Raw genomic sequence first — 23,654 nt, 5'->3', positions numbered from 1 at the left:
GGCGATCAGCGCCCCAGTGGCGACTGGGCGTAATCGGCAAGCAAGGCCGCGACATCGTCATAGATCGCGACCGCACCCGCGCCGTTCAGTTGCTCGTCGCTGAACTTGCCCGATCGGACCGCAACCGCGGCGATCCCGCACTTGGCGGCCGCCTCAATATCATAAGGCGTATCGCCGACGACGATCACCTCTGCAGGATCGATCCCCGGCAGCGCCTTCAGCGCGGTGGCGAAAATGTCCGGGGCGGGTTTGGTGCGCTCGACGTCGTCGCTGCTCGTCGTTGCGCCGATCAGATCGCGCGCCTCGAGCAGCGCGATGTAATGATCGAGCTCCGATCCCGACGCCGACGAGGCGAGCACGACCTGCTGCCCCAGGCTATGCGACTGCGCCAGCAGATCATGCGCGCGAGCGAACGGCTTGGCAGTCTCGAGATATTTTGCCTTGAAGATCTCGCCGTGCGTATCGCCGAGTTTCTCCTGCTCCTCCGCGTCGGCACCGGGCAACAGGGTCGGCACGAGCATGTCGGTCCCCTTGCCGATCTGATCGTGGATCACCTGCCGGTCGAAGGACGCCCCGACAACTGCAAAGGCTTCCTCCCAGGCGAGAACATGCATGTCATTGGTATCGACCAGCGTGCCGTCGATGTCGAAGAGGATGGCCTTGATCTGCATATCTAATTCCCGAATCGAAGTCGCGTTTGCCAGCCGGCATGCCAGCGTCGCGCAGGTGCGCCGCTGAGCGTCGGCGAAGGTTGCTGCCATCCCAACGGTCCGCTGTCCGAATTGGCCCCGGCGACGGCAAGCATGGCGGGGCGCGCATTCTCCGTGAAACGGTTGAAGGTGTGATTTTTCGCCGGCGAGAAGCCCAACCTGACGGCCATTTTCGGCAGTTTGCCAATGATCCCCGGCATTTAGCCACACTGATGAGGATCAATACGAAATATTCCCGACGAATATTCAAGATCGTCAGGAACGATGAGGACATCCAGATCGCTATGTCTCCATCAATATCCGGGGCCTGACGCGTCGCTTGACGGTAGGACACATGATGCGATGACGCCGCCCGGCGATCTCGTCATTGTTTCTGCTTACTATTCTTCGTCAGGATGGTCCGATGACTGATGAGTTCTTAAGGCAAATTGTAATTTCGAAAGTACGGCACGCCACTTACAAGACGGAGACTTTCTAATGCGCGCACTGGTTTGGCATGGAAAAGGTGATGTTCGGGTCGATACTGTCGCGGACCCAGAGATCAAGCATCCGCGCGACGCGATCATCAAGGTATCGTCGTGCGCGATCTGCGGTTCCGATCTTCATCTGCTCGATGGCTATCAGCCGACGATGCAGGCCGGGGACATTCTCGGTCATGAGAATATGGGCGTTGTCGTCGCATTGGGCTCCGAGGTCACCAACCTGAAGATCGGCGATCGCGTCGTCGTGCCGTTCACGATCAGCTGCGGCGATTGCTTCTTCTGCCGCAAGGGCCTGTTCTCGGCGTGCGAGCGGACCAACCCGAATGCCGAAATGGCGATCAAGGCGATGGGCCATTCGCCTGCCGGCCTGTTCGGCTTCAGCCACATGCTCGGCGGCTATTGCGGTGGCCAGGCGGAATATCTGCGCGTGCCGATGGCCGATATTGGCCCGATCAAGGTGCCCGACAACGTCACCGACGATCAGGCGCTGTTTCTCTCCGATATTTTCCCGACGGGCTATATGGCCGCCGAGAATGCGAACATCGAAGAGGGCGACACCGTGGCGATCTGGGGCTGCGGTCCGGTCGGCCAGTTCGCGATCCGATCGGCGCTGATGCTCGGCGCAGGCCGCGTGATCGCGATCGACGAAGTGCCTGAGCGTCTCGCGATGGCCGAGGCCGGCGGTGCGGAGACCATCAACTTCGCCGAAGTCGACAGCGTCTATGACGAACTCCAGTTCCGCACCAAGGGCCGCGGTCCGGACAGCTGCATCGACGCCGTCGGTGCAGAGGCTTCGGGTCATGGCGCGATGGATGCAGTGATCGACAAGGTGAAGGCGGCGACGTTCCTTGCCACCGACCGCGTGCATGTCCTGCGCGAGGCGATCATGAGCTGCCGGATGGGTGGCACGGTCTCGATCCCCGGCGTCTATGTCGGGATGGGCGACAAGATCCCGATCGGCGCGATGATGAACAAGGGGCTGACGATCAAGACCGGCCAGACGCATGTCCAGGCCTATACCAAGCCGCTGCTGGCGCGCATCGAAGCCGGCGATATCGACCCGAGCTTCGTCGTGACGCATCCTGCAAGCCTCGAGGATGCGCCCGAAATGTACCAGAAGTTCCGCGACAAGCAGGACGGTGTCATCAAGGTCGTGCTGCGGCCGTAACCCTGCCCCACCCCGGTCCGCTCGGCATGCCGATCGGGGTGGCCGCTTCCTATCCACGACCGTCACGAGGAGTTTTCATGAGCGACAAGGTTCATACCCCCGTCCCGGGCAATCCCGCGAGCAAGGGCGCACCGGATGGCGTCTCGGAGTCGCCTCGCAGCGATACCGACGGCCGCGTTCATGGTCGCAGCGACGGCGGTGAGAGCGCGGGCGGCGCCTATCCCAACCCGCACGAAGGCAAGACAGACGCCGATACCAGCTCCGCGTCGCAGGGCGGCCAGACGGACATCGCCTATCATGGCGGCGGTCAGGCGGGTGAAGACGGGGGCAGCGCCGGCAACGCCGTCGCCGGCTCGCACGGCGGCGGCGGCACGACGATCGCGGCCGACCCCGATGCCGATCGGACCCCGCACTCGATCGCGGCCGAGCATGGCACGATCAAGGTCGTCGAGACGTCCGGTATCGCCGAGGCCGAGGCGACGGGCAAGGTCGGCACCGATGCACGCTATGAGCACGAACAGGCAAAGCCCGGCGCCGGCTGACGCCAGGACGACACGCTACACCCTTATTCAACGTCAACCACGCCACCGGACGTTTCATCCGGTGGTCCAGCAAGGACCATCCCATGTCTGCACCCGAAGATCTGAAAGACATCTACACCGACGAGCTGAAGGACCTGTGGTCGGCGAACGACCAGATGAAGAAGGTTCTGAAGAAGATCACGTCGAAGGCCAGCGATGCCGCGCTGAAGGACATGCTGACCAAGTCGCAGGCGGATATCGAGAAGCATACCGATCTCCTCAAGGAGCTGATCGCGTCGAACGACGAGAAGGTTTCCAAGGAGCATTGCAAGGGCATGGAAGGGCTTGTGGCCGAAGCCACCAAGCATGTCGTCGAAGAGGGTCCGGCAAAGGGCCCGTTGCTCGATGTCATGATCATCGCCCAATATCAGCGGATGACGCATTACGGGATCGCCGGATTCGGCACAGCCGCAGCCTATGCCAAGGCGCTGGGTCTCAAGGATGATCACAAGGCGCTGAATGCGGCCACGAAGGACATTTACGGTGGCGACGAATATATGACGAAGCTCGCCGAGACGAGCGTCAACATCGACGCCGAAGACGCCTGAAACGTTCGCCCGCCGGCTCACCCCGGCGGGCGATGTCCTGCCCCGTAGACGACGGACGCGACAGTCATGACCACCTACCCCTTGAGCGAGCCGGCCCGGATCTTCGCTGACGCATCGTCCGCCGGCGCGACACCGACGGAAATCGGACGCGGAACGCTGGAGTCGTGTGTCGATATCGTCGCTGGTCTGTCGGAGGCGCGGCAACGTTCCGTCGCCATCCATATGGACGATCTCGACCTCCGGTTCGATGCGCGGGAGATTGGGGAGCTCCTTCACTATCTCCGCACGGAAAAACCAGGTCTTTCAAACGCGGAAATCACCGAGATCAAGGTGGCTGACCAGTAGCGACAAAGGCGCTCGCGGCGTTCCGCGATTGCCTGCACGCCCCGCGGCTCCCGGATCACACGGAGTACGCTGTAGCCCGGCGCGGGCAGCCAAGTAACATTGACCGTCGCTGTCCTTTGCGACCATCATTACTGCATGATCATCTCGCAGGCCGATGCGCGCCGCATTGCCCTTGCAGCTCAGGGGTTCGACCGTCCACTGCCGTCTCGGGTCACCGCGGCGCATGTCCGCAAGGTCGCCGATCGGACGGGCCTTCTCCAGATCGACAGCGTCAACGTGCTGGCCCGCGCGCATTACCTGCCACTGTTTTCCCGGCTTGGCCGCTACGACCGGGCGCTGCTGGAGCGCGCCGCCTGGGGTCCAAAGCCGCGTCGCCAATTCTTCGAATATTGGGCGCATGAGGCGTCGCTGCTGCCGCTCGAGCTTCATCCGCTGCTGCGATGGCGGATGGCCCGCGCTGAACGAGGCGAGATCGGCTACGCCGCGCTTCGCCGCTTTGCGACAAAGCATTGTAGCGAAGCCGACGCCGTATTGGCCCGCATCGCAGCCGAGGGCCCCCTGACCGCCGCCGATTTCGAAAACGGGACGAGCCGCAGCGGCTGGTGGGAATGGAGCGACGTCAAGCACGCGCTCGAATGGCTGTTCTGGTCGGGCCGGATTACCACGGCGACACGGCGGGGCAGTTTCGCGCGGGTCTATGACCTGCCCGAGCGTGTCCTGCCCCCTGCCGTACTCGCCCTGCCCACACCGAGCGTTGCCGAGGCGCAGCGGGCGCTGATCGAACGGAGCGCCCGCGCGCTCGGCATGGCGACCGCTGCCGAGCTGCGTGATTATTTCCGGCTGAAGCCCGTCGAGGCGGATCATGCCATTACCGGTCTGGTGGAGGATCAGGTTTTGGTGCCCGTCCGCGTGGACGGCTGGAGCCAGAAGGTCTGGCTGCACCGCGACGCCGCGGTGCCCCGCCGGGTGCGCGGTGCTGCCTTGCTGGCGCCCTTCGATCCGCTGATCTGGGAACGCGGCCGCACCGAACGCCTGTTCGGCTTCCGGTATCGTATCGAGATCTATGTGCCGCAGGCGCAACGCACCCACGGCTATTATGTGCTGCCCTTCCTGATGGACGAGGCGTTGGTCGCGCGGGTCGATCTCAAGGCGGACCGGCAAGCGGGCGTGCTGCTGGCAAAACGCATAACGCTCGAACCGGGGGCGCCCGACGACACGCTGCCCCGCCTGCACGTCGAGTTGGAGCGGATGGCGCAATGGCTCGGCCTGTCGGACGTTCGTGTCGGCGAGATCATCCGCCCCGCGTGATGCAGGATGCCGCGATCGCAGGATTGCCGCCAAAGGTCAGTGGCTGATCGATCAGAATGTCACGACCACACTGACGGTATCCTGGTAGCTTCCCGCCGCCGGCGTGACCTGCGCCTGATTGATCCTGGCGACATAGGGATAGGTCCTGACCGGGGTCAGGCTGCCCGTTCCGGGACTTGCGCCGGTAAGCGGGTTGGCTTCGTTCCAGACGGTGACGCCATCCGCATGATAGATCTGATACTGCAACGTCGCACCCGCGCCGCTGGTCATCTGCCGCCACGCCGCACCGGTACCGGCACCGCCGGGTGTAAAGCCGATCCGGTAGACGGCGTCGCGGGTACAATCGATCTGGACGGCCGAGGTCACCGCACCGAACTGCGTGACGAGCGCCGCACTGCCGAAGGACAGGTCGGGCGCGGTGATCTTGCAGTCGTTGCCAACCACCAGCGTCACCTGAAGCGTTACGACGACCTTCCCGCTATCATAGCCCGTACAGACGACACCGAGCACGTTCACCCCGTTGCAGACGCTATAGTCCCATTGCACCGTCAGTGTGTCGCTATAGGTGCCGGCAGGGATATTGGGAGACGCGGTCAATCGCGCGAACAACGGCGTGGTGAAACTGCTGCCACCGCCCTGCAGCGCCAGCAGGCTGCCGCTCATATAGTTGACGGTCGATCCTTGCGTGAACGGCGTGGTGCCGCTGGCATCGGCCGACACCTGATAGGCGATCGCGTCGGCACCTTTGACGAGGCGAAACTGGTTGAGGCTGGTGATGGTCGCACGCGCCGAATTGCCGCCGATCAGGGTCAGCACCGAACCCATGCAGGAAAGACCGGCGGATCCGGCAACCTGCGGCACCGTGCCCCCTCGCACGTCGTACGACGACACCGGCGAGAAGGTGAGTGCCCCGGACGATGTCGTGCAGGCGGCGAATGCGGGACCCGCGACGATGCTCAGAACCACCAGTGCGAAGAACAGCCGCAGCGACACGATCACCGGCACGAGACCGGTCCTATCCGTGACAGCGCCGCGACGTCTGCGGAGACGCCGAACGTCGCCTGGCACACCGTCCCGTCCGACGTCAGCGCGGAGAGCGACACCTGTTCGCCGACATCCTCCAGATACGCGATGCCGTCCCAGCCGATGGCGACGTCGGGATGCCCTTCACGCCGGACGCGACCGCCTGGCTTGAGCGCCGCCCCGGTCCTGTCGACGAGCACCGCGAGGATGTTGCGCGTCATGCGGACGTTCAGACGCACGACGGCGCCACTGCCCTGTCGCACGGCAACCCGCTGCTCCACCGCGGACGCGACGTGGTTCTCCGACAGCGACAGCGTATCGATCGCGAAGCGGACGGGAAGATAGGGCACGACATTGGGCACGAGAAGATGGCCCTTGCGGTTCGTCACGCCGACCGGCTGGTTTTCATAGCTGACGCCAACGCCCGCCACGCCAGTCTCGACGACCGCGAAGGCATCGCTCGCCTGGTTGGCGACGAACAGGCCGCCGTCCATCGCCACGATCGAACCCGATGCGCCAACCCAGGCCGAGCTGCGCGCCTGGGCCGTCGCGCCCCCGGCCTGCACTTCGATGAAGGGCGCGCGCCATGTCCCGGTCACCTGCCCCGATGCGGGCCCCCGGCTCGCCGCTGCTATCCCGGCCTCGATGCCGAGGCCGCCATCGGTCGGCGTCGCCCGGGTATAACCGACCTGATAGAGATTGCGCCCGGCCGAACGGCTGATCCCGCCGCTGGCCGCATTGCGTCCGAACGGGATGAACAGGCGCAGCTGAGCACTGGTCGCGCCTCGTTCGAAATCGCGATCCGCGGTCACGAACAGGTTCGCGCGCGATCCGACCGGACGACCATAGGACAAGGACAGCAGGCGCGAACGTAGCGTGAGTTCGTCGACCGATCCCAAGGTTCGCCCCGAAATATACGCCGCCCCCAATGTGCCCAGCCGCGCCAGATTGACGTTGGCGATCGCGCGATAGGTCCGCCGCCGTGTCGCGGGATTTGCGAGGTCGAAGCTTGCCAGCTCGCGAAAGCCCCTGCTGCGATCGTCATATTGTGCGGCAACGCTAAAGTGACGCGCGGTATAGCTGTAGCCGAGCGACCAACGATGGCCCACGGCCTGACCCGAACGCGACGCACTGACCGACAGCGCTATGGTGCCAAATCGCCACGGCGCCACGACAAGCCCGCCCCCGATCTGCCGAAGCCGAGCGGTCGCCTCGGCATGCGCCTCGAGCGTCAGGAACGACGTCATGCCGCGTCGAATCGAGCCATTGGCGGCGAGCGTGCCGTAATCGAAGTTGCGGATGCCATAGCCTTGGCGGATGGCGCCGGCTTCGGCTGCAAAATCGGTGAGCCCGGCGCGCAGCAGTGTCGACGAGACGTAAAAGGGGATCGTGGTCGCGATCTGTCGACCCACGGCGTCCGTCGTGACGATCACGGCCTCGCCAGCGCCGTTGATCACCGGGACATCCTGCAGCACGAACCGACCGGGCGCGACGTCTGCGCCCTGCTGCCGATAGCCGTCGACGAACAGGTCCACCGCCGACGGCACGGCCGCCTTGCCCGCAAAGCTCGGCAGCGGCATCGTCAACAGGTCCGGCCGCGTATTGAAATCGCGCGTGAGCTGCAGGCCACCCAGCCGGACGGACGTGCTCCAGGGCAAGGACCGCGTGATCAGGTCACCCGCCGTGACGGTCAACGCGCGATCCTCGTTGATGAATCTCGCATGCGTATCGTAGCGCAGATAGCCGCCGATGCGAGACCCGACCCGCATCACGCCGGAATTGGACAGCGTCGCGACCGGCCCGAACACCCGCTGTTCGGACCATAAGGAGGCAAAGGAGCCTCCGTCGGCGTGCTGCGCATAGAACTGGTAGTTGACCATCGCGCCCCAGCTGGCGAGCGTGGCGGCGCGGGGCCTATCACCCGCGGCGATCCGGGTGGTCGGTAGAAATTCGAGCGCGGTTTCGAGATGGAGCGTCTGGAGCGCGGCGTCATAGCGGGCGCGGGTGTGCGGCAGCGACGCGACGTCGCGCTCCGTCCCGCCGCCCTCCCCCTCGAGCGTCACGCCATTTCGGCTGAGCGCCTCGGCCGGCACGAGCATGCGTGTGCCGACGATCCGCAGCGGCACCAGGTCACCGGTAGCACGGCCGTTCACGACCAGCTCGACGAACAGCTGCTGCACCGGGTCACCCGCGCGTGCCATTTGTGGCAGGCAGACCAGCATGGTCGTCAGCAGGAGCGCACCGCGGATCATGGCGTGTCGGACGGATCAACGCGCGGCAATGCGCTGATCGGCGCCATTGACGTTTGCCACCAGCGGACTGGTGTCCGGGACGCCTTCCGGCACCGGCCAGCGCATCGTCTGACCCGCCAGGACATAGCCCGCGAGCCCCGAAGCAAGACTGGTCTTCTTGTCGTCCGCCGTCCGGATATCGACAAGGCGCGCATGCAGCATGCCGGTATTGCGGATCGCCAGCATCCGACCGCTGCCGCTCCGTTCCACCGTCGCGGTCAGTTCGGGCGTGGCCGCGTTGACGGACCCCGCATAGGTGAAGAGCGGCACCGAATAGCGCATCTGTACCGCAAGCTCGGCCGCCGGCAACCGGCTCGCATTCGGCGCGTTGGCGGTGGGGATTTCGTCGATCAACAGGCGGTAGCTGCGCTCCCCCGGGCCAGACTGGTCGTTCGCCGCGGCGGCAGGTCGCTCGCGCCGCAGCACACGGATCATCTGCCGTTCCCCCGCCGGGATGACTGCGATCGGCGGGCTGGCGACGACCTCGTCCTGATCGTCGTACAGATCGCCCTGCGGACCCTGCGACCAGCGCAAAGTCCGGACCTGCATCGTGATCGGCTCGTTGCCCTTGTTCTCGATCCACAGCGCGGTCGCACGCTCGGTGGCGGCGATTTTCGGATCGACCGGCCAGATGATGACCGCCGCGGCGCGACTTGTGCCTGGCAGCAGGAGGAGCGGCGAGACGATGGCGGTCAACATACGCAGGATCTTCATGACTTGTCCTTGCTGCATCACCAGGTGACGGTGATGCGAACCACATCGGAATATCGCCCCGCCGCCACGCCGCGCTGGACGACGGCACGGGCCTGTACGGGAACGGACAGTCGCGACGTGCCGAGCGGGAATGCCAGCGCGATCGCCTGCGACGTCCAGGGCGTCTGACTGCCATTCGCGAACAACTGATAGGGCATGCGATCGGCAGGCCGGGTTGCATGGACGAGTTGGCGCACCCCGTTGGACGGCTGACTGCCATTGTCCGCGGTGAGGGTGACGCTCATTCCCGGGGTGCAGTCGATCTGCAATCCGGCGGCAACCGCGGTGACCAGGCTGCCTTGCGCGGCTCCCCCATCGACCCCGTTCACCGACCCGAGGTCGATCGATCCCCAACTGCCCCCCGTCTCGGCGCTGACCGCGCAACCATTGGCGATGACCGCCCCTACCCTGAACGTGCGGCTGGTCTCGGCCATGCTCCCGGAAGCACAGCTTGCGATCGCCGATAGCGCGAAGAGAACCCGGACGGCGCGCACCGCCGCTACCAGCTGAGCGTCACCTGTACCGTGTCGGTATAGGTGCCCGCCGGCAGTGCCAGGCCATTGCTCGACGCGCGGGCAAAGATCGGCAGCGTCAACGCCGAGGTGGCCGCGGTACCCAGGCTGATCTGCCTGCCGATGGTGATTTCGTCCTGCCGCGACGCGTCCGTATACAGCCGATACGCGACAGTCTGCCCCAGATAGGCCAGCTGACGGACATTGCCCGCGTCGTTCGCGCCCGCCCCGACCGTGACCTTCGGCGCGAGGCCTGGTGTGCACAACACCGTGACCGCATTCGTGCTGCCTTGCGCGACCATCGTCGCATCGGCGTTGCCGAAGACGCCCGACTGATCGGCAAAGGCGATCGTCCCGATCCGCCCCATGGTCGCGGCGCTGTTGCCGCCATTCACCGCACAGGCCGCGAGGATGTTCAGGGACACGCCGATCGTGCCGCTGGCGGTTTGCGCGTCTGCCGATGTCGCCACGCCAGACACCGCGATCATGCCGACCGCAATGCCCAGAACCCTGCTCGTCATCTTACGGTAAATCATGATAAAACAGCCCTCCATTTGGGCTGTTCTCAATGGTTGCCAGTTAACAGGATGTTGAACAACCGATCTGGCCGACGATAGCTTTCGATCCAACGATTATGACATGGTTCCAATAAGATGACGGCTCTCGTGGCCGGTCATCGAACATGCCCCGATCTGACGACCGCGGTGGGCCCTAATTCGGATTGCCGACCGGGATGACCGGATTGCCCTTGTAGCTGCCAAGCTTGACATGGAGCACCTGCGCGCGATCGGTGAAGTTGATCCCGTAGTCGGTCTGATCACCGTTCAGCACACGGTCGAACACCCAGTGCCCCTGCGCGTCGTAATGCCCCTCCTCGACCCGATCGTAGAGCATCGAACGCCCGCTGTTCGCATCCGCCAGCGCGAACGAGACGCGCGTATCGAATCCGGTCACGAGATATTCGTCGGGGCCGATCTCGGCGATAGCAAGACCGCCGGTCGGTTGGGGGTTGCCGGTCGGCTTGTCGGTGCCGAACTGATACTGGCCGAACGTCGCGGTGGCGCGGTACTTGCCGAGGTCCATGATCTGCTTGTGCTCGGCCTTCGGATCGGTCGGCTCGGCCACGCCCCAGGTCTTGCCTGCAAAGGCCAGCTTTGCCCATTCCCGCATCATCGGCGCGAACACGCGGTAGTTGCGCGCGAACAGCTCCATCGTCGGCGCGTCCAGCGTCTTCGCACCGAGCGGGAAGTTGTAATAGCCGCTATCGTCCATCCCGAACGGCGCGAAGCCGAGGCCGCCCTTGCCGACCACCGGATAGAAATATCGTGCAAACTCGGGCGCATTGCCCGTCTCCGGGATCAGCAGGGCGTTGTCGGCACGGCCGTAGAGCTTCAGATATTCGAGAAACGCGGCATGATCGCGCGCATAGATGTCGGGCGCGACCAGATCGAGCGACGGCGCCGCGGCCTTGTACACGTCGATCACGTGATGGATCGGCCCACCGCTCGAATAGGTCGTTGCCGCCTGCCGTCCGAAGGCGGAGGCGAGCGCGGCATTGACGTACATCGGCACCGGCTTCACCGCCTTGCCCGCCGCCGCGATCTCCTCGATGTAGCGGGCGATCGACCAGGCGTGGAAATACTCGTCGGCATCGGCGCCGAACACCTGTTTCCAGCTGCCCGCGGGCTTGCGGAATTTTTTGAGCAGCGCCGCCGGGACCGGACCGTCGAAGAGCTTCTGCGCGACCGGCGAGAAATCGCGGACGCTGCCATAGGTACCGGCCTCGTTCTCGGGCTGGACCATGATGACGGTGTTCTGCGGATCGGCGGCCTTCAGATGCTGCATCAGCTTGACGAAGGCGCGCTTGTCCGCCTCCAGCGTCGACCGATGAAGCGGCGACAGCGCATAATGCGTCTCGCCCTTGGCGTTCGTCATCCGCGGGAACCGCGCGTTGTCGAGCTTGACCCAGGCGGGCGCATAATTGGGCGAGGTATTCTTCCACGTCGCGAACCACAAAAGGACGAGGCGCACCTTGTTCTGCCGCGCCTCGGCGAGCAGCTGGTCGAGGAAGGAAAAGTCGAATTGCCCCTCGGTCCGCTCGATCTGCTCCCACGCGATCGGCACCTCGACCGTGTTGGCGTGCATCGCGTGGATCGTCGGCCAGACCTTGGGCAGCATCGCCGGATAATTGCTCGAATTATTGACCTGCGCGCCGAGCATCAGCCACGGCGCGCCATCGACCATCAGCGCGTGATGCCCGTCGCGGGTCACCAGCCTGGGCACCTCGGTCGCGGTCTGCGCGTGCGCGGTGCCGGCGAACAGCGTGGCGGCGAGGGTCAGGCCGGCGAGTGTGCGGGAGGAGCGGAAGATCATGATGCAGTACCTCGAACGGGAAACGGGAAAGTCGGCACGGATCAGTCCTCGACGAAGACGAGGCCGCCCAGGCCCGATGCGACCGTGCCGTCGCTTTCGAGCAGAAGGGTGACGGTCCGCTCGCCAGGTCCTGGCGGGAAGGCGGCGCGCAGCGTGGCGGCGGCGAAATCGGGCTTCGTCGCGGCGCGCTTGCCGTCGATCCAAATTTCGCCGCGACCGACCAGATCCTTGAACACGATCGTCCCGCCCCGTTCGCGCGTGCCGCGGCGCGGGGTGAGCTTGGCGCGCAACACGGTCCAGCGGCCACTGCCCTGCGGCGGCTGGATCTCACCCGCGCGGACATACAGCCAGCTGTTCATGTCATTGTCCGCCAGCACGATGTCGGGTGAGGGCCTGGCGGTGGCGGCAGGCGACTGCCGCCAGTCCTGCACCGTCAGCGTCATGCGGGCGGGCGCGACGAACGGACGAGCCGGCGTGGCGAGGCGACGCACAATGCTGGTGGCAGGGCGCAGTCCCGCCGCGCTGGCCGAGAGCTTGACGGTGCCCGCGCCGCCGCCGCCCGCGCGAACGATCACCTGCGCCAGGCCGTTGAACAGGCGCCGACGATTGCCCTGTTCGGCTTCGTGGCTGACGGGATCGCCATTGCCGAGGCCGATGATCGCGCCGCCGCTGACCGCAAAGGTGACGTCGAGATTGGCGGTCGGGACATGCCGGCCGCGCGCATCGACGGCGTCGATCGTATAGGGCTGCACGTCCTCGCCATCCCCCGCCATCGCACGCCGGTCGGGCGTGATCCGCAGCGAGACCGCCGCGCCGGTCGTCTCGACCACGCTGCGCGCGACCTCGCGTCCGCCGCGATAGCCGATCGCCTCGAGCCGGCCCGGCGCATAGGGCACCTGCCAGCTCGGCATCGTGTAGCGATCGACCTTCTGCTCGCCGATCAGACGGTCATCGAGCATCAGCCGCACGGTCTCGACATTGGTCAGCGCCATCACCTTGACCACCTGCCCCTCGCGCCCGGGCCAGTTCCAGTGCGGCATCAGATCGAGCAGAGGCACGTCGTCGACCCACTGCGCGCGGTGCAGATAGAAGGCCATCTTGGGAAAGCCGCACAGGTCCATGATCCCGAAATAGCTGCCCGCGGACGGCCATTCGAACGGGGTTGGCTCACCGTGATAGTCGAACCCGGTCCACACGAACGTCCCCGCGACGAACGGCCGCTCGGCAACCGATTTCCAGCCCTCGCGGTGGGTACTGCCCCAGTCCGCCGGTTCCTCGTCATAGGACGCCATCACGTGCGCGGCGCGGTCCGTCTCCCACGCACCGCGTGTCATGAAACTGCTGGTGTCCTCCGAACTCGTCAGCGGCAGCGTCGGGTTGGCGGCGTGGAACCGGTCATACTGGTCGCGCTGATAGTTGAAGCCGACCACGTCGACCGCCTGGCTGACATTGACCGGGGCGAACATCCCGCTGTTCATCGCCGCGGTGACCGGTCGGCTGTCGTCGAGCGCCTTCACCGCGACCGACATGCGGCGGACCATTTCGTAGCCGGCGGGCGTCCCCTGCATCGGCTCCTCGTTGAACACCGACCACATGAACACGCTTGGCCGGTTGCGATCGCGGCGGACCAGCCATTCGAGCTGGTCCATGTAATCGGGGCTGGTGTTGAAGTTGCGGTTCTCGCTCATCACCAGGAAGCCGAGCCGGTCGCACGCGTCGAGCACCTCGGTCGCGATCGCGCTGTGCGCGAAGCGGATCGCGTTGCATCCCAGCTCTTTCAGACGCCGCAATCGCCAGTCCCACAGCGCATCGGGCACCGCGACGCCGACACCGGCATGATCCTGGTGGTTGCACGTGCCCTTGATCTTGAGCGGACGGTCGTTGAGATGGAAACCCGTCGCGGCGTCGAAGCGCAGCGTGCGAAACCCGATCCGCAGCGTGCGTTCGTCGACGGGCTTGCCGCCACGCATCAGTCGCGTCCGCAGCGTATAGAGCGTCGGCGTGTCGATCGACCATAGCCGCGGCGCGGGGACCGGGATGGTCAGCGTGGCCGTGCCGGGCTTCAAAGACGGTAGGTGCGCCAAAGCGGTCTGCGTCGCAATCGTGCGGCCGTCGGGATCGATCAGCGACACCTCGATGCTCGCCTCGGCCGGGATCTTGCCGATATTGCCGAGCGTCGCGGTGACGGGCACGCTCCAACTGCCATCGGCCGCGCGGCGCGGGTCGGCGTGGATGCCGTCGGTCGCGATGTAGGTCGCATCGGGTTTCGCCAGCCAGACATGGCGGTATAGCCCGGCACCTTCGTACCACCATCCCTCCATCGTCTGCGCATCGACCCGCACGACGATGCTGTTCAGATCATCGCCATACCGCGCCAGATCCGTGATATCGATATAGACGGAGTTATAGCCGCTCCAGTTGTGCGCGACGATCGATCCATTGAACCAGATTGTCGCATTCGTCGCGATCCCCCCGAACTGCAGCTCCAGATACCGCCCCCGGTCCGCCGGATCGAGCCGCAGCGCGCGCCGGTACCAGCCAAAGCCGCGCCGGCGATAGCCTTGCGAGACATTGGCGCTTTCCTCGAACGGCATCGTCGATGCCCAGTCATGCGGCAGATCGACCTCGGGCCAGTCCGAATCGTCATATTGCATCGCCGCCGCACCCTGCGCCTGCCCCGCCTTGGCGCTGTTGTAGGACCAGCCATGGCCGCGGATTTCCGGCATCGGGATATCGCCGAGGTGAAAGCGCCAGCTGCGATCGAGCAGCAGCCGGCTGGGATCCTCGACCGGTGCACGCAGCGGCAGGTCGTCGCGGGTTGCCGGCATCGGCAATGCGCCGATCGCTGGCGCTTGCACCGGTGCAGCCTGAGCGACACCGTCCGCAGCCAGCGCCATGCCGATCGCGGTGCCGCTTCCCAGGAAGTGCCGCCGGTTCAGCCGACCCGTCTCGTGCGCATCCGTCATCTCTGGCTTCCTATCCATCGCTGCCGGGCGAGCCCCGTTCGTTGCACCGTCAATGCTGGCGTTCGCATTCGTCGGACACTGGTGGGCGCCCTGGCGACGGCATTGCAACCCCCACGGCGCGGATCGCGGTGCTGTGCTACAGGTTCAGGTGGCGACATCGCACGGGATTGCGCCTGAAGCCCGGGAGCCTTTCGAGACCCCCGGGCTTCAGCCGGTCAGTAGTTCACGCGGAGCGTCGCGCCGAAGCGGCGATCAACGACCGAATAGTCACGCGGCCGGCTGTCCAACCCGAAGAACGTCTCACGCCGCGTGTTGAGCAGGTTGGTAGCATCCACCGACGCGGTGATGTTGGGCGTGACGTCGTAGCTGATCGAGGCGTCGAGCTGGCCGAACGCCCGGTCGTAGATCGGCAGATTGCCCGTCCCGCTGGCCGACGTGGTGCGGACGTAATCGTCGCGCCAATTGTATGCGACGCGCGCCGACAGGCCGTATTTCTCGTAGATGCCGACCAGATTGTAGCTGTTCTTCGACAGCCCCTCGAGCGGCACCGAGATCGGCGCGCCGGGGATCGCACCGGCGCTCGGATTGGGCGCCTTGGAGTCTACATAGGTGTAGTTGGCCTGCACCCCGAAGCCCGACAGCGGCCCCGGCAGGAAATCGAAGAACTGCTGATAGCCGACCTCGAACCCCTTGATCTTGCCGTTCGCGCCGTTGACCGGCCGGTTGATCTGATACTGCGTGCCGTCGATCACCACCGGATCGTCCACACGCGCGATGAAGCCGTTGACCGCCTTGTAGAATGCGGCTGCGTAGACCGAGCTGGTCTTGTTGAAATACCATTCGAACGAGACGTCGAGCTGATCGGCGCGCAGCGGCTTCAGATCGGGATTGCCCGACGAGCCCCGCCGGCTGACGGGATCGAACGTCAGGACCGAGTTGAGCAGATTGTAATCCGGTCGCGTCAGGCCCTTGGACGCGGCCAGACGCAGCTGCAGCGTCTCGGTGATCGGGAAGCGGATGTTCAGGCTCGGCAGGACCGAGGTGTAGCTGTTGGTCTGGTCGATCGGAATGGTCGGACCGCCCGACGGCGTCTGGAAGCCGGCGACGTTGGTCTTGGTGTTCACGATGCGCACACCGAGATTGCCGTCGAACGGCAGGATGGTCTCGGACTTGAACCGCGCGACCCAATAGCCGCCGATCGTCTGCTCCGAGACGTCGTTACGACCGGTCGGCAGATATTCCGGAACGGCGACCTGCCCGTTGGGATAATAGGAGGCGAAGGTCTGGCGCACCGCGTTCAGATCGCCGCGGATCACGTCGAACGGCGGGATCAGGAAACTGCCGAGCCCGGCCGCATCGCCGCGGAAGAAGTTCTTGACCGGCACGGGATTGGAATAGCCAGGGATCGCCGAGAGCGGCGTACGCGGCACGCGTGGCGTATCGAACAGGTCGACATAGCCGAACACCGGATTTTCGACGACCGCGTTCAGCTTGGTGTACCGCACACCCGCCTTGATCGACGTGAAGAAGCCGCCATCGGTCTCATACTCGACGTCCTGCCGTACCGACCATTGGTCGTTGTGGCTGCGGCTGCTGGAATCGAGGATGTAGAGATAGGAAAAGTTCGCCGGATCGGTGAGGAAGCTGGGCGACCCTGCCCCGGTCACGCCGATCACGGGCAGTTTGCCGGTAATGTCGACGCTGAGCGTGTTGGGCTGGTCGCTGCCGACGCCGAGCGCGAAGAATTCCGTCTTCGTGCGGCTGTCGACATAGCTGACATCCGTGGTCAGCGTGAGCTGGCTCGTCGGATTGAACTTGAGCCCGCCCGAATAGGATGCGGTCTTCGAGCGGCGATCGCTGCGATAGGTATTGCCCTCGACGAACACGTTCTGGAACGTGCCGCTCTGGAACTCGCCATTCTCGTCGAACGTGAAGCTGCTCGCCGGCCCCGGCGTGATCGGCGCACCGCCGCGGCCGAACGGGTAGACGAGATAGCCGACCTGGTTGAACTTGTAGTTGGCATAGTCGAACTGGCCATAGACTTCGAGATTGTCGGCAGGCTTCCACTGGACTGCCGCGGAAATCCCGATGCGGCGGCGATCGCCGACATTGTTGAACTGGCCGACGCCGTTGGGCACGATCACCGCGTCGGCGGCATCGGCCGTGCTGCCATTGCCGGTCCGATCGACGATGCCGGTGCGCAGCTGATAGGGCTCGATCGACAAGGCATCGGTGCGATAGGCGCCGCGCTGGAGCGATCCGTTGAGCAGGAAGCCGATCTCGCCCAGACCGGTTTGGTAGGTGTCGGTGATCAGACCCGAGAACGAGGTCTTGGTCTTGTCCGCCAGATCGTGATGCGTGACCCGCGCGCTGCCACTGATCGTCGGCTTCGAAAAGTCGAACGGCATCCGCGTGCGCAGGTTGACCGTGCCGCCCAGACCGCCCTCGATCACGTCGGCGGCAGGGTTCTTGTAGACGTCGATCCCGGCGAGCAGTTCGGAGGGAATATCCTCAAGGCTGATCGTGCGGCCGTCGCCCGCGGTGAAATAGTCGCGACCGTTCAGCTCGGTACGGACCTGGGTCAGGCCGCGGATCGCGATCCGGCTGCCCTCGCCCTGGTTGCGCTCGATCTGGATGCCGCTGATCCGCTGCAGCGCCTCGGACACGTTGTTGTCGGGCAGCTTGCCGATGTCTTCTGCGACGATCGAATCGATGATCTGGCTGGCGTTGCGCTTGCGCGCCTGTGCGCTCCGAAGGCTGGCGCGGACCCCGGTGACCACGATGTCCGCATCCGCATCCGCATTCGCGACGTCGCCGCTCGGTGCGACGGTACCCGCTTGCGCGCCCTGATCGATCGGTGACGGGGCGACCTCTTCGGCCGTGTCGGGAACGATAGCGGGCGCCTGCTGGGCGCTCGCGGCTACCGTGAATGCCGAGACAATCGCGAGGGCAGATGCCCCGCTTGCCAGCGCCTTGAGTACACAAGCCGAACGGAATTTTACGCGGTTCAAACACCATCTCCCCAGGATACCGAACGGACCACCGCTCGAAATTTGTGCCGCATTTGAGCCATGAAGCGCTCTGCGGTCGAAGTGTGGTATCGGTATCAATGGACAAATTGTCTGACAAGTCATATTTTTGGCAGAGAATTCGGTTGATCTGTCGCGCGGACCTGCAATTATACGACAAATTTGCCGCTTTGGCGAAGTTTGCGGTACCATAACGGGCACAGACCCGCGGAGAGGATTTCAATGCATATCGCCCCATCCCGTGTCGTCACGCAGCCGTCCGACGATTCCCGCAGCACGGTATCGCCGGGCTGGTCGCGCCTGATCGCGCGATTTGCCGTTGGGGTTTCGCTGGCGACGATTGCGACGAGCGGGTTCGCAGCGCCGATCGCGACGGTCGATCGCAACGGCAGCCTGGTTTCGGTCGAGGCCTATGCCCCCAACATCGTCCGCGTGACGATCGCGACCGACCGCGGGCAGGTCGACGCCCCCCCGGGCGACGGTCCCAACGCCAAGCCCAATGCCGCGGGCTGGACGCACCGCAACGATGCAGGGGCCGATATCTTCACGTCCGCCGCGCTGTCGCTTTCGGTCGATGCCAAGCCTTGGCCCAAGGCGCCCACGCAGATGGAGCGCTATTTCGCGCCATCGCTACCGCCGGTGTCGGTGACGATCCGCAAGCCCGACGGCACGATGCTGACGCAGATGACCGGGTGGGAGATGGGGCCGCATACCGTCAACGGCGAAAAGACGTTCCGCGTCGGTGCAAGCTTCGCCTCGCCCGCCGACGAGCATTATTACGGGCTGGGCCAGAACCAGGAAGGCAAGCTCGACCTGCGCGGCCGCACGATCGACTGCCGCCACAATTACGATGCGCCCGCAGGTGAGACGGTCTGCGTGCCCTTCATGGTCACCAACAAGGGCTATGGCATCGTCTGGGACAATCCATCCTCGACCGTCGTGTCCCCCGGCCTCCACAGTGCGACGCACTGGCAGTCGGAAGTCGGCGAGCGCGTCTCCTTCTTCGTCATCACCGGCGCGACCACCGACGAGATCTATGCCGGCTACGCCACGCTGACCGGGACGACCCCGCTGCCGCCAAAGGCCGCGTTCGGGCTTATCCAGAGCAAGGCGCGGTACGAGACGGAGAAGGAACTGCTGGGCATCGCCGACGGGTATCGCAGCCGCGGCCTGCCGCTCGACATCATGGTGCTCGACTGGTTCTACTGGTCGCGCATGGGTCAGCTCGACATCGACCGCACCTATTTCCCCGATCCCAAGGGCATGAACGACAAGCTCAAGGCGATGGGGATGCACTCGATCATCAGCGTCTGGCCCCGGTTCGAAAAGGAATCGCGCTACTTCAATCTGCTGTCGAGCAAGTCCTGGCTGCTGAAGGACAAGGATGGCAACGCCGTCGACGGACTGCCGATCCGGTCAGATCGCGCCGGCGCGTTGCTCGACAGCACCAACCCCGACGCGCGCAACTGGTTCTGGGAGCGGATCCGCGACAATATCGCCAGCCAGGGCTTCGACTGGTTCTGGCTCGACGAGACCGAGCCCGATCTCGTGCCCGACGGTAGCTTCTATTCGATCGGTTCGGGCGACCGTTATCACAACGTCTTTCCGCTGCTCCACACGATGAGCGTCGCGGACGGGTCGGCACGGGATCGCCCCACCGTGCGCAACCTGATCCTGTCGCGCGCCGCCTATCTCGGCGCCCAGCGCAATGGCGGGCTGTTCTGGTCGTCGGACATCAAGTCGACCTGGGAGGCGCTGCACCGGCAGGTGCCCGCCGGGCTTGGCTTCACCGCGAGCGGCATGGCCTATTGGGGCAGCGACATCGGCGGCTGGCAATGGCCGAACGGGCCCAAGGCGACCCGTCCGGTGCTGCTCGATCCGGCAGGCGCGACCGCGATGGCGCCCGACTATGCGGATTATCCCGAGCTGTTCACACGCTGGTTCGCCTATAGCGTGTTCACGCCGACCTTGCGGATCCACGGCCAGCGCCCGGCCACTGCACTCTGGGAATATGGTACCGCGGCCGAACTCGTTCTCGCGAACTTCCTGAAGCTGCGCTATTCGCTGATGCCGTACATCTACTCGCTCGGGCGCCACACCTATGAGAGCAATGCGCCGATGATGCGCGCGCTGTTCATGGATTTCCCGAACGATCCCAACGTCGCCGACATGGGCGATGAGTATATGTTCGGCCCCGCCTTCCTCGTCGCCCCCGTCACCGAACAGGGCAAGACGACCCGCCAGGTCTATCTGCCGGCCGGGGCGGACTGGTATGATTACTGGACCAACCAGCGCTTTACCGGTGGGCAGACCGTCACCGCGAACGCAGCGATCGACAGGATCCCGCTGTTCGTGCGCGCCGGGTCGATCATTCCGATGGGCGTCCAGGTCCCGAGCACCGCGACGGCGCAGTCGCTTGAGGCCATTCGCGTCTATCCCGGCGCAGATGCCAGTTTCGCGCTCTACGACGACGACGGCGTGACCAACGACTATCGGACCAAGGGCGGACGCAAGGCGACCCTCCGCTGGGACGACAAGACCCGGCGCCTGACCGCGTCGGGCAAGCTGCCGACCGGGCAGGACGCCGCATCCCTGGTCCAGATCGTAGCACCGAAGTGATCGGTAGCCGCGTCATCGCACAGCTCCTGATGGAGTTGCCGACGTCAACGGGCGCGCGCTTTGACGGCGCGCCCGCCAGATCCGTCGCAACTCCGTGAGCATCGATCTCAGCCGTCGTTCGGTTCTCGCCGGCATCGCTGCACTCGGGCCCGCAACGCACGCACTCGCGCAGAGCCCGATGGGGCTCGTCCGCGGTCCGGTGCAGCCGACCTGGCAGTCGCTGGTCGATCACTATCGCTACCCCGAGTGGTTTCGTGATGCCAAGCTTGGCCTGTGGTCGCATTGGGGCCCGCAATCGGTGCCCGAGCAAGGCGACTGGTATGGGCGCTTCATGTATATGCAGGGCCATCCAGCGTACGAACATCACCTCAAGACCTATGGCCATCCGACCCGATCGGGGATGATGGAGGTGATGAACTGCTGGACCGCGGCGCGCTGGGAGCCAGACGCGCTGATCGCGCGCTATGCCAAAGCGGGGGCGAAATATTTCGTCTCGCTCGCCAATCATCACGACAATCTCGACTGCTACGACAGTCGCTATCACGCCTGGAATTCGCTTCGCGTCGGGCCGAAGCGCGACGTCGTCGGCATCTGGGAGAAGGCCGCGCGCAAGGCCGGGCTGAAGTTCGGTGTCTCGAACCACGCGGCGCACAGCTGGCACTGGTATCAGACCGCCTATGGCTATGATCCGGTCGGGCCGCGCAAGGGACAGCGCTACGACGCGTTCACGCTCCGGGCCGCCGATGGCCACGGTACATGGTGGGACGGGTTAGATCCGCAACAGCTCTATACGGGCGCGCACGCGGTCCTGCCGAACGGCATCGACACGATTGCGGCGATGAACGCATGGCACGATGCGCATGACGGCCAGTGGATCGAGACGCCGCCGCCGAACGACCCGTCCTATGCCGCGAAATGGCTGCTGCGGCAGACCGACCTGATCGACAAGTACAAGCCGGATTTCTGCTATTTCGACGATTACGAGCTGCCGTTCGGCCCGATCGGGCTCCAGGCGGCGGCGGATTACTATAACCGGTCGATCGCCTGGCACGGCAAGATCGATGTCGTGCTGACCGCCAAGCAGTTGAAACCCTATGCCCGGTTTGGCCTGGTCCAGGACGTCGAACGCGGCTTCACCGACCATCTGTGGGACGAGCCGTGGCAGACCGATACGTGTATCGGCGACTGGTTCTACAATGTCGCGCGCCTGAACGACAAAAGCTACAAGACCGCCGAACAGGTCATCCAGCGGCTTGCCGACGTGGTGTCGAAGAACGGCAATCTGCTGCTCTCGATCCCGCAACCCGGCGACGGCTCGATCGACGGCGAGGAGGAGAAGATCCTTGACGGCATGAGCCGCTGGATCGCGATCAACGACGAGGCGATCTTCGGCTCGCGACCGTGGCGGATCTATGGCGAAGGCCCGACCAAGCTGCAGACGGGCATGCAGAACGAGCAGTCTGCGGGGGTGTTCACGCCGCGCGACGTGCGCTTCACCACGAACAAGGGCGCGCTCTATGTGCTGTTCCTCGGCTGGCCACGCGGCGACGTGACGATCGAGGCCCTCGCACGCCACCGCTTCGCCGACGGCGTCGTCGAGCGCGTAATGTTGCTCGGCGGCGACCGCATAGCGCACCGCCGCGACCCGCACGGCCTGCATTTCGCAATGCCCGCCGACCGCGGCGACGTCTTCGTTCCGGTCGTCAAAATCGAGGGCCGCGGCCTGATCTAGGGCGTCGGGTTTCTCGGGGGTCGGCCATTGCTCGCCCTCGAGCGGGCGTTCGAAGGTCGAATACGCGGTCGCCACCAGCTTCGCAGCCAGGTATATCCGAAGAAACCTGGGTAGCGTTGCGCCAGAACTTCTTGGCGGGGCGGGATGAAAGGATGACGAGGGGTGAGCAATCTGGACTGGGCGCGCCCGCTTGCCGAGCGTGCGCGGGTGGACTCAGCAACGTTCGAAGCCGAAATCCTCAACCGTGGTGAGCCGGTAGTACTGCGTGCTCAGGTTTCCACCTGGCCGTCCGTCGTGGCGGCACGCGGCGGCGCCCGGAACGCAGCGCACTATATGGAGAAGTTCGACGGTGGTGTCCCCGTTCAGGTGATGGCGGGGCGGCCCGAGATACAGGGCCGCTTCTTCTACGACGATGCCGTCCAGGGCTTCAACTTCAACCGTCAGATGGTTCCGTTGCGGTTGCTGTTGTCGGAATTGCTTCGGTTTGAAAACGATCCCGCGGCGCCCGTCCTCTATGCTGGGTCTGCGCCGACAGGACAGCTCCTGCCCGGCTGGAGCGAGGCAAACCCGCTCGACCTGACGCTACCGGGCGCGAAGGCGCGGGTGTGGATCGGCAACGCGACGCGGATTTCGACGCATTACGACGGATCGGCGAACATGGCGTGCGTCGTGGCAGGCCGTCGCCGCTTCGTCCTGTTCCCGCCCGAGCAGCTCGAAAATCTCTATGTCGGGCCGCTCGACCACACGATGGCGGGGCAGCCGGCGAGCATGGTCGACCCCGATGAGCCCGATCTGGAACGCTACCCGCGCTTTGCGGAGGCGATGCGCCATGCGCTGGTCGCGGACCTTGGGCCGGGCGACGCGATCTTCATTCCGGCACTGTGGTGGCACAATGTGCGCTCGTACGAGCCGCTCAACATATTGGTTAATTATTGGGCCGAAGGGCACGAGGCGACGAGCCCGTTTACCGCGATGATCCATGCGCTGATGGCGGTACGCGACCTACCGCCGCGCGAGCGCGCGGTCTGGCGGAAATGGTTCGATCATTATGCGTTCGACGACGCGGCCGACCGGGTTGCCGATCACCTGCCCGAGGCAGCACGCGGCGTGCTCGGGGCAGCGTCGCCATCGCGGACGGATCGCATCAAGCAGTATCTGCTCCACGCATTAGGCGCGCGATAAGCCTTCCCGGCGTCACCGCTGCCGGCCGAACG

The 23,654-nt window shown here is 65.0% G+C and carries 17 protein-coding genes; 8 read left to right on the top strand and 9 right to left on the bottom strand.

The features are described 5' to 3' along the window. Window positions 1-5: 5 nt before the first annotated feature. Window positions 6-671: an HAD family hydrolase gene (locus tag GV027_RS10425; RefSeq protein WP_159511823.1), complete on the bottom strand. Its 666-nt coding sequence runs from the start codon at window positions 669-671 to the stop codon at window positions 6-8. A gap of 516 nt (window positions 672-1,187) precedes the next feature. Here GV027_RS10425 and GV027_RS10420 point away from each other — a divergent pair. The 5 genes from GV027_RS10420 (at window position 1,188) to GV027_RS10400 (ending at window position 5,142) form a co-directional block, all read left to right on the top strand. Further along, on the top strand, window positions 1,188-2,360 hold the full coding sequence (locus GV027_RS10420) for a zinc-dependent alcohol dehydrogenase (RefSeq protein WP_031395504.1): 1,173 nt from the start codon (window positions 1,188-1,190) through the stop codon (window positions 2,358-2,360). 77 nt (window positions 2,361-2,437) lie between these two features. Continuing rightward, entirely contained in the window at window positions 2,438-2,902 is a 465-nt protein-coding gene (locus tag GV027_RS10415; RefSeq protein WP_159511822.1) for a hypothetical protein, read from the top strand. A gap of 83 nt (window positions 2,903-2,985) precedes the next feature. Next, window positions 2,986-3,489 carry a ferritin-like domain-containing protein gene (locus tag GV027_RS10410; RefSeq protein WP_031439927.1) on the top strand — a complete coding sequence of 168 codons (504 nt, stop codon included), beginning with the start codon at window positions 2,986-2,988 and terminating at the stop codon, window positions 3,487-3,489. Window positions 3,490-3,555: 66 nt separating this feature from the next. Beyond that, entirely contained in the window at window positions 3,556-3,834 is a 279-nt protein-coding gene (locus tag GV027_RS10405) for a hypothetical protein (protein WP_159511821.1), read from the top strand. A gap of 135 nt (window positions 3,835-3,969) precedes the next feature. After that, entirely contained in the window at window positions 3,970-5,142 is a 1,173-nt protein-coding gene (locus tag GV027_RS10400) for a winged helix-turn-helix domain-containing protein (protein ID WP_159511820.1), read from the top strand. A 51-nt stretch (window positions 5,143-5,193) separates the two neighbouring features. Here GV027_RS10400 and GV027_RS10395 read toward each other — a convergent pair whose 3' ends face one another. The 8 genes from GV027_RS10395 to GV027_RS10360 all read right to left on the bottom strand — a co-directional run bounded on the left by GV027_RS10395 (window position 5,194) and on the right by GV027_RS10360 (window position 18,071). Further along, a complete protein-coding gene (locus tag GV027_RS10395) occupies window positions 5,194-6,147 on the bottom strand; it encodes a Csu type fimbrial protein (protein WP_159511819.1) in 954 nt (317 codons plus the stop codon). Then, window positions 6,138-8,417, bottom strand: a complete 2,280-nt coding sequence (locus tag GV027_RS10390; protein WP_159511818.1) for a fimbria/pilus outer membrane usher protein — start codon at window positions 8,415-8,417, stop codon at window positions 6,138-6,140. Before GV027_RS10390 ends, GV027_RS10395 begins: the two co-directional genes overlap by 10 nt. Before the next feature lie 15 nt (window positions 8,418-8,432). Continuing rightward, entirely contained in the window at window positions 8,433-9,170 is a 738-nt protein-coding gene (locus GV027_RS10385) for a fimbrial biogenesis chaperone (RefSeq protein WP_159511817.1), read from the bottom strand. A gap of 17 nt (window positions 9,171-9,187) precedes the next feature. Next, window positions 9,188-9,643: a spore coat protein U domain-containing protein gene (locus GV027_RS10380; RefSeq protein WP_159511816.1), complete on the bottom strand. Its 456-nt coding sequence runs from the start codon at window positions 9,641-9,643 to the stop codon at window positions 9,188-9,190. Between the two features lie 65 nt (window positions 9,644-9,708). Continuing rightward, the gene (locus tag GV027_RS10375; RefSeq protein WP_236559159.1) at window positions 9,709-10,257 is read right to left on the bottom strand and encodes a Csu type fimbrial protein; all 549 of its coding nucleotides are present in this window, start codon (window positions 10,255-10,257) and stop codon (window positions 9,709-9,711) included. Window positions 10,258-10,432: 175 nt separating this feature from the next. After that, window positions 10,433-12,094 (bottom strand): DUF5597 domain-containing protein, encoded by a 1,662-nt coding sequence (locus tag GV027_RS10370; protein ID WP_159511814.1) that lies wholly within the window; start codon window positions 12,092-12,094, stop codon window positions 10,433-10,435. A 41-nt stretch (window positions 12,095-12,135) separates the two neighbouring features. Beyond that, on the bottom strand, window positions 12,136-15,060 hold the full coding sequence (galA, locus tag GV027_RS10365) for a beta-galactosidase GalA (RefSeq protein ID WP_159511813.1): 2,925 nt from the start codon (window positions 15,058-15,060) through the stop codon (window positions 12,136-12,138). A gap of 215 nt (window positions 15,061-15,275) precedes the next feature. Next, entirely contained in the window at window positions 15,276-18,071 is a 2,796-nt protein-coding gene (locus GV027_RS10360) for a TonB-dependent receptor (RefSeq protein ID WP_201302609.1), read from the bottom strand. Window positions 18,072-18,311: 240 nt separating this feature from the next. On the opposite strand from GV027_RS10360, the gene GV027_RS10355 reads away from it, so the two are divergent. From GV027_RS10355 to GV027_RS10345, 3 genes are all read left to right on the top strand, one after another. After that, a complete protein-coding gene (locus GV027_RS10355) occupies window positions 18,312-20,708 on the top strand; it encodes a glycoside hydrolase family 31 protein (RefSeq protein WP_159511811.1) in 2,397 nt (798 codons plus the stop codon). Window positions 20,709-20,808: 100 nt separating this feature from the next. Further along, on the top strand, window positions 20,809-22,440 hold the full coding sequence (locus GV027_RS10350) for an alpha-L-fucosidase (RefSeq protein ID WP_236559333.1): 1,632 nt from the start codon (window positions 20,809-20,811) through the stop codon (window positions 22,438-22,440). 162 nt (window positions 22,441-22,602) lie between these two features. Beyond that, entirely contained in the window at window positions 22,603-23,622 is a 1,020-nt protein-coding gene (locus tag GV027_RS10345) for a cupin-like domain-containing protein (RefSeq protein ID WP_236559158.1), read from the top strand. The last annotated feature ends 32 nt before the right edge of the window (window positions 23,623-23,654 follow it).

It is taken from the genome of Sphingomonas sp. T1 (assembly GCF_902506585.1).
Taxonomy (GTDB): domain Bacteria; phylum Pseudomonadota; class Alphaproteobacteria; order Sphingomonadales; family Sphingomonadaceae; genus Sphingomonas; species Sphingomonas aerolata.
Note: the sequence above shows the minus strand (reverse complement) of the source record. Positions and strands in the feature narration are given on the sequence as shown.